The organism is Clostridioides sp. ES-W-0016-02 (genome assembly GCF_020641035.1).
Taxonomy (GTDB): domain Bacteria; phylum Bacillota; class Clostridia; order Peptostreptococcales; family Peptostreptococcaceae; genus Clostridioides.
The window spans coordinates 1,269,778-1,283,467 of record NZ_CP061361.1; the positions used below are offsets into that span (position 1 = coordinate 1,269,778).

The window sequence follows — 13,690 nt, forward strand, 5'->3', positions numbered from 1 at the left end:
TAAGAGAAGAATATTTTTACAGGTGAAAGATGAGGGGATAGCATGCAGAACAAGAGTGTGAGGGAGATTAAAGAAATAATTGAGGCTTTAGAAGTTGAAAAGTATATGGAATATATAGAAATATTAAGAGTGGACGAAAGAAAATCTGTTCAAAGTTTGGCTATAAAACTTGCTAAGAAACTAGATAATATTAGAAAAGAAGCAGAAAGATTAGAAACTATAAATACGTTTGAAAATGAAGGATATAGTAAAGGATATTTATATATTGGAGGAATTGATGAAGCTGGAAGAGGACCACTTGCAGGTCCTGTTGTAGCTTCTGTTGTAGTGTTTAAGAAAAATACAAAAATAGAAGGCGTAAATGATTCTAAGAAACTAAGTGAAGCAAAAAGAGATGAGCTTTTTGAAGTAATAAAAAAAGAAGCATTAGATTATGGAATAGGGATAGTAAATAACGAAGAAATAGATGAATTTAACATATTAAATGCCACGTATATGGCAATGAAAAAAGCAATAAATTGTTTAAAACAAACACCAGATTACTTACTTGTTGATGCAGCGACAATACCAGGAATTGATATAGTTCAAAATCCAATTATAAAAGGAGATTCAAAATCTATATCAATAGCAGCAGCAAGTATATTAGCGAAAGTTACTAGGGATAGTATAATGTATCAATATGATAGAGTATATCCAGAATATGGATTTAAATCTCATAAGGGATATGGAACAAAAGAACACTATGAAGCTATTGAAAAACATGGGATAACTCCTATACATAGAAAAAGCTTCTTGAAAAATATACTATAAACATAATATGATATAATATATATTATATAAATTACTATAATTAATGGGGGATTAGAGATGGATTATAATGAACTATTAAAAAATGCTAGAGAAAATTTAAATGGAAGTTGTAAAGTTTGTAAAGTTTGTAATGGAGTTGTCTGTGCAGGTGAAGTACCTGGTATGGGAGGTAAAGGAAGTGGTTCTTCTTTTATAGAAAATAGCAAGAGTTTAGAAAAAGTAAAAGTAAATATGAGAGTAATACATGATGTTTCAAATCCTGATACATCTATAGAAATGTTCGGAAAAAAAATGAGTGCTCCTATATTTGCAGCTCCAGTAACAGGAACTACTTTAAATATGGGTGGAAAAATAAATGAAAGAGATTACATAGAACCAGTAGTTGCAGGATGTGTCAATAGTGGTATCTATGCAATGGTTGGAGATACAGCAGTAGATGCATTTTTAATGGAAAATTTAGATGTAGTTAAAAAGTATAATGGTGCTGGAATTGTATTTATTAAACCTTGGGACAATGAAAATATTATAAAAAAAATAAGATTGGCTGAAGAAGCTGGAGCGTTTGCAGTTGGAGTTGATATAGATGCTTGTGGTTTAGTAACTTTATCACTACATGGAAAACCGGTACTTCCTAAAAATGTTGACCAAATAAAAGAATTAGTTAAATCTACTAAATTACCATTTATATTAAAGGGAATAATGACTGTAGAAGATGCGTTAATGGCAGTTGAAGCAGGTGTAGATGCAATTGTTGTATCAAATCATGGAGGAAGAGTACTTGACTGTACTCCAGGAGCATGTGAAGTTTTACCAAAGATTGCTGAGGCTGTTAAAGGTAAAGTTACAATACTTGCAGATGGTGGAGTTAGAACAGGGTTGGACGTATTAAAAATGATAGGTCTAGGGGCAGATGCAGTATTAATAGGAAGACCTTTTGTAACAGCTTCATTTGGTGGAGCAACTGATGGTGTAGAAACTTATGTAAATAAACTTCAATCAGAATTAAGTGGTTCTATGATATTAACTGGATGTCAAACTATAAAAGATATTGATGGAAAAGTTATATACAAATAAATTTTTATACAAAAAAGAGGAAAAATTATTTTAATGTAGAACAATTATACAAAGGGGGAATTTATATGAGTAAAAAAGCTTATGAAGAAGCCTTAGTAGAATTGGAAAAATTTATTGATGAGAGAAAGCAAATAGTTAAAAGTGCGGAGGAATGTATCGATAAGTACATAGTTGACAGAACGCTACCTTTTGATTACAAAGATAAATGTGTGGAATGGCAACAAGAGTTACTTGACATTGCAGAAGCACAGATTTTAGAAGCAAATGAATTGAATGTATTATTGGAAGAAAAAAAGGAACTTGAGGAAGATTAGATTTTGTTGACCAAGTGTAAATCATATTACTGACTTACACTTGGTTTTTTGTTGTATAAAATATATTCTAATTAAGATGGCTTTATAAACACTAGATTAGGAACACTAGATTATGAAATCTAAAGTAAAATATGGTAGTAAATATGATTAATCTAAAAAATAAAACCAGTCTTAAAGACTGGTTTAATTATTATTTTTCGGATTTAGAATATGTTTTTTCATTTCTTCTAATACGATTGTATAGGATTTACATTGAGCAGCAGCTAATTCCGACAAAGCAAATCTCTGAGCTTTATTTAAAAAGTCCTTATCTGTACTACATAATTGTTTTGAACAATCTTGTATCATAAGCATCTTAATTAATTTTACAATCTCAAAGATATCTCCTGAATGAAATTTATCATGGTATAATTTAAGCCGCTTCTTTCTATCAAAAATCCATATAGCATCTGTTTTGTTAATAGATTGGATAAAATTATCAATTTCATTTTCGTTCATAATTGGACGGACACCAATCTTGTCAGCATTCAGAACAGGAATAGAAATTTTAAGAGTACTATTGAAAATGACAGTTAATTCGTAGTATTTCTGCATATGTTTATTTATTTCCTTGGTTACAATATCACTTACATAACAGGCTCCCTCTTTTGGATACATCACACTTTCACCGATATTATACATATGTTAGTTATACCTCCAAACTGAATTTTAGATATTGCAATTTGGGTACAATGCTTTAATTATCTAATAATTAATATTATATCATAAAACTATTGACAAGTCAAAAATATTAATATATAATACTAAGTTTAGCATCAAAAGTGGTTAAAACCAACTATAAAACTAACTATAAAAATATAATATAAAATAATTTAACATCTTGAAATATTATGTTAGTATTGTATAAAATTATATACTAACTATATTTAGTAATCATTAGTTTTTTGCAAAATCTCTTAATTTAAAACTTCCAGCTGTTACAAATACTATTCCAATAAGTATTAGAACGATTACATTTATTAAAATGCTATCATTGCTTTTAATAGCGTTTATAGTCCAGTAAAAAGGTGTAAGCTTTGATAGATTAGCCATAAATGATAATTCACTCATTGATGGTATCAGACTAGATATAGATATAGCTAAACCTATTAAAGAATAAAATGTAGTTACAAGGCTTATAGAGTTTTCATTTTTGAATACTCTAGCTATACAAAATACAAATCCAGTGGAAACAAAACTATTTGCTAGTACAATCATTAATACATTTAGAGTTAATTTAAAATCTCCAACAAATGTAAGGCATCCAAGTATTAAAGTGTATACAATTGCTTGAATAAAAAATAAACCTAAGAGTATGCTAAAAATTATTTTTATATCTTTATGTTTTGTAGAAATAAGCCTTCTTAAAACATTTGATTTTTTTAATGAAAATAAGTCAGAAGCAAGATGCGCTGCGTTAATATACATAAAATAACATATTAAGAAAACTGGTAAAAATAAATTTGTGTTTTTATCAGGTTTGCTATCAACTATAGTTGTTTTAGTTAATTTTTCATCCAGATTTCTATCTATTTTTGATTTTAAAGAATTATTGATAAAAGATTCTATTTCTGATTCTGCCCAAAGACTACCACCACCATTTTCAGTTTTAAAACATTTAACAGCAGGTCTTTTTAAGTTATCTATATCAGTTGAAAAATTTTTGTCTAAAACAAATACTGCAGAAACTTTATTATTTTTTAGTAAGTTCATAGCTTTATCTTCTTCATTTAATCTAAATGTGTTTTCCTTTAACTTTGAATTATTTATCAATTTATGTTCATATTTTCCTGAAGAGTTAGATACAACTGCTACTGGAGGAAAGTACATAGATTGATTGTCTGATTTACTAGAAAAAAGGTTAAGAGAAACAACTAATATAATAGGAATCATAACCATACTAGCTAAAAGAGAAGGATTTTTTATATATCTTTTTATATTTGCAAGAATTAATCTAATCATTATTAAATCTCCCTCCATTTATATTTTTCTTTTACAATAGAGAATATAATCAATATTGTAGAGGCAACTAAGCATGTTACAATTAAATTACTTATTGAACTTAAAGTATTGAAGCTTTCATAGTCACTATATAGAGCTCCTATCAAATAAGTTGGAGATAAACTAGTAAACTTAGTAAAAGTTTCACTTATCATGTTAAAAATACCTCCAAAAATTGTCTGTAAGAAAAGTAACATATAAACTATGAATGTACCATATTTTTTACTAAAAAAACTAGTTACAAAAGTAGATATCGAAGTCATAAAATATGATGATAAAGCACATAGTAAGGTCAATATGGCAAGATTACCTTTAAATGCTATTCCTAGTATTCTAAAAAATAAAACATATAATAATAGAAATATAAATGAGTAAATCCATAAACCTACAAAGTCGTAAATTAAATACTGCACTCTAGTTATAGGCATAGAATAAAGTCTTTTTGAAAGCCCTTTTGATTCACTTATATAATTTGACAAAATATTATTCATTATGAAAATTATTACAAGGAATCCCAATGAAACTAAAGCAAAGTATTCATATGAGTTTTGTTCGATATCGCTTTTTATTATAGAAGTAGCAATAGAACTTTTATTAAACAACTTAGAAAAATCTTCTGAACTTAGTTTTTGAGAATTATTTAAATATAATTTTTCATGATAAGTATCTAATATGTTTTGAAGTAGTATTGCTAAGTCATCATTAGTTCCAAGTTTTTCTATATTTAAAGTATTTGATTTTTCATTTAGAATATTGTTTTCGTATCCCTTAGGTATTGTAAGTTTTAAATCTGCATCAGAATCATCTTTGTTTATTTTTAGTACAGAAGATAAATCAACTTTTAAAAAGTTTGTCAAATTACTTGATAACTTGGAACTATCTTTGTCATATACAACGATTGATATAGGTTCTGTTTTTATAGGATTTTGAAACATATCTCCTGTTACCATTCCAAGGAACCAAGCTAAAAGTAAAGGAAGAGCCAAGAAATATAGCAAACTAATCATGAAGGAACTTTTCAGACCTTTTAACATAGTTTTTACACTTATATATAATTTCATAAAATCACCCCCATTAGTCTCTTAAATTTTTACCTGTTAGATTTAAGAATACATCTTCTAAACTAGGTTCTTCATAAGATATACGTACTACTTTTGAATTGTTTTTATCAACAGCAGAAAGTGCATCTGTTAGCAGAAAGTTTTTATCTACATCTAATGCTATTACTGAAGTATTTTCTAAAACAGATATAACTCCTTTAGTATTTTTTAAATCAAATATAAGTTGAGCATTTATATTTTTTATTTCCATAATTAATTTTGTACTTGTAGATACTATTGATTTTAGATAATTATTATCCCCAAAAGCAACTTCTTTACCTTCATCCATAATAAAGATTTTAGAACAAAGATGTTCAACTTCTTCCATATAATGAGATGTATATATAATAGTAGTTTTTTGTTTTTCAGATATATCTTTTATAAAATTAAAAATGTGATTTCTTGATTGAGGGTCAACACCTACAGTTGGTTCATCTAATATTAATATTTTAGGGTGGTTTAAAAGTGCTATCCCAATATTTAATCTTCTTTGCATACCACCAGATAATTTTTTTACTTTTTTCTTTTTAACTTCAGCTAGACCTGTAACTTCCAAGGCCTCATTGATTCTATCTTGAAGTAACTTGCCCTTCAATCCATAGAAAGCTCCAAAGTATTCTAAGTTATCAAAAGGAGTTAGTGTTTCCATAATTGCTAATTCCTGTGGAACTAATCCTATTATAGATTTTGCACTCATAGGATCTGCCGACAAATCTATACCATTTATTTGAATATTACCACTATTTGGTAAAGTAAGATTGGTAATTATACTTATAAGTGTAGATTTACCAGCACCATTTGGACCAATAAGTCCAAATATTTCCCCTTCTTTAACAGAAAAGCTAATGTTATCAAGTGCTAACTTATCATTAAATCTTTTTGTTATATTATTTACTTTAACTATATCCATAAAAATCCCTCCCAAAATATTTTTGTGTAATTTAAAAATCTATAATATTATAATAAAGAATTAATAGGTGTATTTCTATTACTATAAGTCACTAAAAAAAGTGACTTAAGTCACTTTATAGTTTTATATTTATTATAAGTTAAGTTTTTTAAAATTTTGTTTATAGTTTAGCTTTTTTATTGACATATTATATTACAATTTTATTTTTGAAAGCAAATATAGCCAATTGAGTCCTATCTCTAAGTTCCAATTTACCTAAAATATTAGTTATATTATTTTTTATGGTACCCTCAGATAAAAATAATTCTTGACTTATTTCTTTATTACTAAGCCCATCTGCAATTAACTTAATTATGGATATTTCTTTTTCAGTTAAATTATATATATTAGAAATATGTTCGTGTTCGACAGTTTTTTCAACTGACATAATTTTTTCAATTACATTTTTGTCAAGTACAACATTGCCAAAAAATGAAGAGCGTATTCCCTCATGTAACACTTCATCAGAGCTGTCTTTTAAAAGGTAACCTGAAGCTCCAAATTTCATTGCATCCTTTATATATTCATCATCATTAAATGTAGTTAAAATTAATAGTGCTATTGACTCATCATATTCTTTTATAAGTCTTGTACCTAAAACACCATCACAAATATTCATTCTAATATCCATAAGAACAACATCTACCTCATTTGACTTACAAAATTCTAAAGCCTCATATCCATTAGAGGCATCTCCAATTATCTCCAAATCATCATAAGATGACAATATAATCTTAAGACCTTTCCTAATTAGTTTTTCATCATCAACTATAAGAACTTTGATTTTACTCAAAAAAATCACCCCCTAAAAATTTGGGAAAAGAAGCTCTAATTGTAAATCCATCATTGTGATTATCAAATTCAACTTTTCCATTTAGTTCATATATTCTTTCGCTAATACTGTTAATTCCATTTCCTTTTTTTATATTTTCACATCCTATACCATTATCACTAATCGTAACTATAAGATTTGAAGGATTAAATGTTATAAAAATTTTGATTTTACTTGCTTTTCCATGTCTTGATGCATTGGAAAGCGATTCTTGAATAAGTCTATATAAAGCTATAGACTGAGCTCTAGATAGGTTCCAAGTGTTTTTTGATATAGTTAGTCTTACATTAATATTTGTAAGCTTAATAAAGCTTTTAATTAGTTCTTTAATTTTAAATAAATTTTGATAATTTTCATATTCAATAGGTTTTAACTCAGATATAGCCCTTCTAACATCTTGAAAACTTTCATTTACGAATTCTCTGAGTTCATGTACTAAATCAGATACTTCTGGCTTATCAGTTAAGAGCTTTTCTATAGCACTTAGCTGTATTATTGTTGTAGAAAGAGAATGTCCAACACTATCATGTATTTCTCTAGATATTCGGTTTCTCTCTTTTAAAATGGCTAGTTCTTCTATAGAACTTGCATAAATTTCTAAATCAGAATTAGATTTTTTTAATTTATCTTTAGAAATTCTAAGTTTATCATAAAGGTTTTGATTGTATAATTTAGATATATTTTCACTTTCTATATATATAGAAAGTATAGATATAATCAATAATATTGAACTTGATTCCAACGCTAGATACAAGTTTTTGTCTAAACTAATAATAAAAGAAGATACTATAATGAAAAATAATAATATGTATTTGTATTTTTCATTTATAAAAAATGATATGTCCAAAATTAAAGGAACAAAGTAAACTGAATTAAAAGTCTTTGTACAATTATATAATATGAAAATTAAAGCAAATTCTAAAAAATAAGAAATAAGTACAAGTCTACTATTATTTGATAAAGAAAAAAATCTGACTTGATTATTTATTATAATTAGAAATAATATTATTATGGTTATAACTGGATACAATATATTTTCAGTAGTGTTTAAAGAACTTACAAGTACTATAAATAGGGACAAATATCGTATAAAAGTAACTAATTTTTTTCTATTCATTAAAAGGACTCCTCCATAAAAATAAACTTTCCTTATGAAAACTAGGATAATATCATAAAAGAATAAAGTCAATAGAAGTATCTATTAATATTAATAGAAATAAAATCAATCTAAAAAATTTGAATAGTTAAATCGTATACTGACCATAATCAAAAAGTAAAAATTTAATGTATTGGAGTAAAAAATGAATAACAAAGAAAAAGGTGATTTTGGAGAAGAAGTAGCAATTAATTATTTATTGTCAAAAGGCGCAAAACTATTAGAAAAAAACTACAGATTAAAGATTGGAGAGGTCGATATAATAGTAAGGATAGATGATGAGATTGTATTTGTAGAAGTAAAATCAAGGTCTAGTTTAAGGTATGGTTATCCTTGTGAATCTGTAAATTTCAAGAAGAGAAAAAAGATAGTTGAGATTGCTAAATACTATATCACAAAAAATAATTTACATAATATTCCCATAAGATTTGATATTGTAGAAGTTTATTTATCAGAAAAAAGAGTAAATCACATAATGAATGCTTTTTAAGAAAGATAAAGGTTTGGAAAGGATTATTATATGTTAAGTATTATTAACTCAAGTAATTTAATAGGAATTGAAAGTTTTCTAGTAAAGGTTGAGGTGGATACAAGTAATGGTATACCTAGCTTTAATATTGTCGGTCTTCCAAGTAAGGAAATTAAAGAGGCGAGAGAGAGAGTTAAATCAGCTATTATAAATAGTGGATATAAATTTCCAAATACAAGAATTGTTGTAAATTTATCACCAGCAGATATAAAAAAAGAAGGTGCTTTTTTAGATTTATCAATAAGTATAGGTCTTTTAAGAGGGTTAATAGAAAAAGATGAAAATTATATAAGAGAAAGTATGTTTATAGGAGAATTATCACTAGATGGAAAAATAAGAAAAGTAAGAGGGATATTACCAATAATTATAGGTGCAAAAACCCAAAATATAAAGCGTATTTTTATACCAGTTGACAATATAAGAGAAAGTTTATTTATAGAAGAAATTGATATAATACCTATTAAAAGTTTAAAAGAATGTATAGGGTTTTTAAATGGAGAAATAAAAGTCGATAAAGAAAAAATAATGTCTTTTTTAAATGAAGAAATAGAAACAAATGGGAATTATACATATTGTAAATATCCTGAGTTTTATGATACAAAAGAAAGCAAACATGATGAAGATTTTAAGGATGTTAGAGGAAATTATTTTATAAAGAGAAGCGCAGAGATAGCCGCTGCTGGAAATCATAATATGCTTATGATTGGGCCTCCAGGTTCAGGTAAAACAATGATTGCAAAACGAGTAATAACAATTTTGCCAGATATAAGTATAGAAGAGATGATAGAAGTAAGTAAGGTTTATAGTGTATTGGGTATGATAGATGAAAATAAAGGCATAATCGATAAGAGACCTTTTAGAGCGCCTCATCATACAACTACAAAGCAGTCTTTAATTGGTGGAGGAACAGATGCAAGACCTGGAGAAGTAGCACTAGCACATAGGGGGATTTTGTTTTTAGATGAAATCGCTGAATTTGATAGGAAAATACTTGAGACTTTGAGACAACCTATAGAAGATGGGTATGTAAATATATCTAGAGTAAAGTACAGTACAAAATATCCCTGTAGAGTATTACTAATTGCAGCTATGAATCCATGTCCATGTGGTTATTATATGTCAAATACAGAGTGTAGATGTAGGAGCAATGAAATTAATAAATACATAAATAAAATATCAGGACCATTATTAGATAGGTTTGATATTTTTGTAGAAGTAAATACTGTAAAATATGATGATTTAAATTCATCAAAACAAGAAGAAAGTTCTCAAAAAATAAAGACGAGAGTAGAAAATGCTAGAAAAATACAAATAAATAGATTTAAAGAAGATAATATAAAAAATAATAGTGAAATTAAGGCTTCTAATTTATTAAAATATTGTAAATTAGAAAAAGAAGCTTCAAAAATGGCTAAAGTAATATTTAATAAATATAACTTAAGTAGTAGAAGTTATACAAAACTTTTAAAGATGGCAAGAACAATAGCTGATTTAGAAGGAATAGAGTTGATAAATTCACAGTGTATTATAGAAGCTTTTTCATTTAGAAGAGCTTATTATAGCTATTTTAAATAAGTTTTTGAGGTGTATTTTATGGAGAAAAAAGATATCTATTTATGGTTAAAATCAATTAGTGGAATAACAACAAAAACAATTGAAATAATAGAAAATAATATAGTAAATATTGAAGATATATTTGATTTTTCTGAAAAAGAAATATATAATTTAAAAAATATAAGCTTGAATATTAGAAAAAATATAGTAAAATATAGAGGTCACGCTTATTTAGAAAATATAAAAGAACTACTTTACAAAAAAACAATTAAATATATTTGCCAATATGACGAAGAATATCCTGAAAATTTGAAGAATATATACAATGCTCCAAAGTTATTATTTTACAAAGGTGACATAAGTTTAGTTAATAATAATTTCAATATAGCTATAGTAGGTTCAAGAAAGCCTACAGCTTATGGAATTAATTGTGCAAAAACAATGAGTTGTCAATTGTCTCAATATGGAGTTAATATAGTAAGTGGATTAGCCATAGGAATAGATGCATATTCACATATAGGTTGTATGAATGGAAAATCTAAGACTATAGCGGTTCTTGGTTCAGGAGTAGACAACCCTCTTCCAAAACAAAATTTACATTTATCAAATAAAATATTAGAAAATGGGGGACTATTATTATCAGAGTATAATATTAACTCAACAGTAGCTCCATATCATTTTTCTAATAGAAATAGAATTATTAGTGGATTAAGTGATGGAGTAGTGGTTGTAGAAGCAGCAATACGAAGTGGTGCATTAATAACAGTAGAGTTTGCTCTTGAACATGGAAAAAATGTTTTTGCAGTACCTGGTAATATAAATTCTCAAATGAGTAGAGGATGTCATAAAATTATAAAAGAAGGTGCGAAATTAATTGAAAATATAGATGATATTTTGAATGAGTATAACATATTTAATATTATCAATAAAAAAATAAATCAAAAATATGATAATATAAGTTTAAATGCCAAGTCTAAGCAAATAATTGAAGCTATAAAAAGAGAAGGAAGCTTGCATATAGATAGTATTTGTGATTATACTGGTATAGAAATAAAGTATGTAAATTCAATAATCAATGAATTAGTACTAAATGAGTTAGTAATAGAGATGAATAATAAAACGTACAGTTTAAATGTATAAATTAAGATTAGGTAGTGGGGGTGTGTGGTTTTATGGCCAAAACATTAGTCATCGTAGAATCGCCTGCAAAAGCTAAGACCATAGAAAAATTTTTAGGTAAAAGTCATTATACAGTAAAAGCATCAGTTGGTCATGTTAGAGATTTACCTAAAAGTAAATTAGGTGTAGATATAGAAAACAATTTTGAACCTCAATATATAAATATACGAGGAAAAGGCGATGTAATAAAGGAATTAAAAAAAGAAGCTAAAAAATCTAAACAAGTGTATCTAGCAACTGACCCTGATAGAGAAGGTGAAGCTATATCATGGCATTTAGCTCATATACTAAATTTAGATGAATCTGATGATTGTAGAATTGAGTTTAATGAAATAACTAAAGATGCAATTAAAAAAGCAATTAAGCATCCTAGAAATATTGATATAAACTTAGTAGATGCACAACAAGCTAGAAGAGTATTGGATAGACTTTTAGGATATCAAATAAGCCCTATATTATGGCAAAAGGTTAGAAAAGGGCTTAGTGCAGGTAGAGTACAATCAGTAACAACAAAATTAATTTGCGATAGAGAAAAAGAGATAAAAGCGTTTATTCCAAAAGAATATTGGACAATAGATGTTGAAGCAAAGACAGCAAAAGATAAAGATATAACTTTAAAATTTTATGGAAAGAACGATGAAAAAATTGAATTAGAAAATGAAGATGCTGTTAATGTAATACTAAAAGAAATGGAAGGAAAGGATTTAAAAGTTGAAAAGATAGAATCTAAATCAAGACGTAAATCAGCTCCAAAACCATTTACAACAAGTATGCTTCAACAAGAAGGTGCAAATAAGTTGTTTTTTACTACTAAAAAAACAATGATGATAGCCCAAGAACTATATGAAGGTATAGATATAGAGGGTGAAGGCACTGTTGGTCTTATATCATATATAAGAACTGATTCTAAGAGAATATCTGATGAAGCAAAAGAAAAAGCTAAGAATTATATAATAAGTGACTTAGGTGAAAATTATTATAAAAACCCTGTAGAAAAAAAAGAAAAACCAGACACTAAAAAGGTTCAAGATGCACATGAGGCAATAAGACCAACTTCCGTTGATAGAACTCCTGATAGCATAAAAGCTTCATTGAGTAAAGACCAATATAAGCTGTATAATTTAATTTGGAGAAGATTTATAGCAAGTCAAATGGAGGATTCAGTATTCGATATACTAAATGTAGAATGTAAGGCTGGAGATATTGTATTTAAAGCCACTGGTTCAAAAATGAAATTTGATGGATATACTAAGGTATACAATTTTTCAGAAAGAGAAGATAAGATTCTACCAAGTATAGAAAAAGGAGATATATTAAGTATAGAAAATATATTGCCAGACCAACATTTTACACAACCACCAGCAAGATATACAGAAGCCAGTTTGGTAAAAACATTGGAAGAACTGGGAATTGGTAGACCAAGTACGTATGCTCCAACAATAGCTACTATATTAAATAGAGAATATGTTGAAAAGCAAGGCACAAGTCTATGTCCAACAGAACTTGGAATAATAGTTACTGATATTTTAGAAAATAATTTTCATAAATTTATAGATGTAGATTTTACTGCTGATATGGAAAGTAAGCTTGATGTCATAGAAGAGGGAAATACAGATTGGAAAGAAATTGTATCTGAAGCATATGCACCACTTAAAGAAGCCATTGAAGAAGCACTTGAGAATATAGAAAAAATAAATATGGATGAAGAAACTGATGAAATCTGTGAAAACTGTGGCTCTAATATGGTTATAAAATATGGTAGGTTTGGAAAGTTTATGGCTTGTAAAAACTATCCTGATTGCAAAACGACTAGACCAATTATGAATAAAATTGGTGTTAAATGTCCAAAATGTGAAGAAGGAGAAATTATCCTTAGAAAATCCAAAAGAGGGAAAGCTTTTTATGGATGTTCTAATTATCCAAACTGTGACTTTGTAGCTTGGAATAAGCCAACAGGAGAGTTTTGTGAAAAGTGTGGTTCATATATGGTTGAAAAAGTTACTAAATCTGAAACGAAAACAGTATGCTCCAATAAAGAATGTAACAAAGAGTCAAAAGAGCATAATGACGGAAAAGAGTGAAAATTGAAAAAAATCACATAATTATCTTGAAAAAGGTTCCAAACTATGATAATCTTTCAAGTGTGAACAACT

General features: G+C 27.3%; 13 protein-coding genes. 7 read left to right on the plus strand and 6 right to left on the minus strand.

Going from position 1 to position 13,690, the window contains the following annotated elements:
- The first annotated feature begins 42 nt into the window (after positions 1-42).
- The 3 genes from IC758_RS06210 (at position 43) to IC758_RS06220 (ending at position 2,198) form a co-directional block, all read left to right on the plus strand.
- The gene (locus IC758_RS06210) at positions 43-810 is read left to right on the plus strand and encodes a ribonuclease HII (RefSeq protein WP_227434172.1); all 768 of its coding nucleotides are present in this window, start codon (positions 43-45) and stop codon (positions 808-810) included.
- A 57-nt stretch (positions 811-867) separates the two neighbouring features.
- Entirely contained in the window at positions 868-1,884 is a 1,017-nt protein-coding gene (locus IC758_RS06215) for an alpha-hydroxy-acid oxidizing protein (protein WP_227823647.1), read from the plus strand.
- Between the two features lie 65 nt (positions 1,885-1,949).
- Positions 1,950-2,198: a hypothetical protein gene (locus IC758_RS06220; RefSeq protein ID WP_227434174.1), complete on the plus strand. Its 249-nt coding sequence runs from the start codon at positions 1,950-1,952 to the stop codon at positions 2,196-2,198.
- 183 nt (positions 2,199-2,381) lie between these two features.
- On the opposite strand, the gene IC758_RS06225 is transcribed toward IC758_RS06220, so the two are convergent.
- The 6 genes from IC758_RS06225 to IC758_RS06250 all read right to left on the minus strand — a co-directional run bounded on the left by IC758_RS06225 (position 2,382) and on the right by IC758_RS06250 (position 8,236).
- Positions 2,382-2,879 carry a CarD family transcriptional regulator gene (locus IC758_RS06225; protein ID WP_227434175.1) on the minus strand — a complete coding sequence of 166 codons (498 nt, stop codon included), beginning with the start codon at positions 2,877-2,879 and terminating at the stop codon, positions 2,382-2,384.
- Between the two features lie 255 nt (positions 2,880-3,134).
- Positions 3,135-4,199: an ABC transporter permease gene (locus IC758_RS06230; protein ID WP_227860822.1), complete on the minus strand. Its 1,065-nt coding sequence runs from the start codon at positions 4,197-4,199 to the stop codon at positions 3,135-3,137.
- Between the two features lie 2 nt (positions 4,200-4,201).
- A complete protein-coding gene (locus IC758_RS06235; protein WP_227860823.1) occupies positions 4,202-5,299 on the minus strand; it encodes an ABC transporter permease in 1,098 nt (365 codons plus the stop codon).
- A gap of 13 nt (positions 5,300-5,312) precedes the next feature.
- The gene (locus IC758_RS06240) at positions 5,313-6,248 is read right to left on the minus strand and encodes an ABC transporter ATP-binding protein (protein WP_227434178.1); all 936 of its coding nucleotides are present in this window, start codon (positions 6,246-6,248) and stop codon (positions 5,313-5,315) included.
- Positions 6,249-6,435: 187 nt separating this feature from the next.
- A complete protein-coding gene (locus IC758_RS06245; RefSeq protein WP_227434179.1) occupies positions 6,436-7,080 on the minus strand; it encodes a response regulator transcription factor in 645 nt (214 codons plus the stop codon).
- Entirely contained in the window at positions 7,073-8,236 is a 1,164-nt protein-coding gene (locus IC758_RS06250; protein ID WP_227434180.1) for a sensor histidine kinase, read from the minus strand. Before IC758_RS06250 ends, IC758_RS06245 begins: the two co-directional genes overlap by 8 nt.
- Before the next feature lie 184 nt (positions 8,237-8,420).
- On the opposite strand from IC758_RS06250, the gene IC758_RS06255 reads away from it, so the two are divergent.
- From IC758_RS06255 to topA, 4 genes are read left to right on the plus strand one after another with little or no spacing between them, the layout of a single operon-like run.
- The gene (locus IC758_RS06255) at positions 8,421-8,765 is read left to right on the plus strand and encodes a YraN family protein (RefSeq protein WP_227434181.1); all 345 of its coding nucleotides are present in this window, start codon (positions 8,421-8,423) and stop codon (positions 8,763-8,765) included.
- Positions 8,766-8,795: 30 nt separating this feature from the next.
- Positions 8,796-10,379, plus strand: a complete 1,584-nt coding sequence (locus IC758_RS06260; RefSeq protein ID WP_227482238.1) for a YifB family Mg chelatase-like AAA ATPase — start codon at positions 8,796-8,798, stop codon at positions 10,377-10,379.
- Positions 10,380-10,397: 18 nt separating this feature from the next.
- A complete protein-coding gene (gene dprA, locus IC758_RS06265; RefSeq protein ID WP_227434183.1) occupies positions 10,398-11,498 on the plus strand; it encodes a DNA-processing protein DprA in 1,101 nt (366 codons plus the stop codon).
- 32 nt (positions 11,499-11,530) lie between these two features.
- A complete protein-coding gene (gene topA, locus IC758_RS06270) occupies positions 11,531-13,618 on the plus strand; it encodes a type I DNA topoisomerase (protein WP_227823650.1) in 2,088 nt (695 codons plus the stop codon).
- Positions 13,619-13,690: the final 72 nt, after the last annotated feature.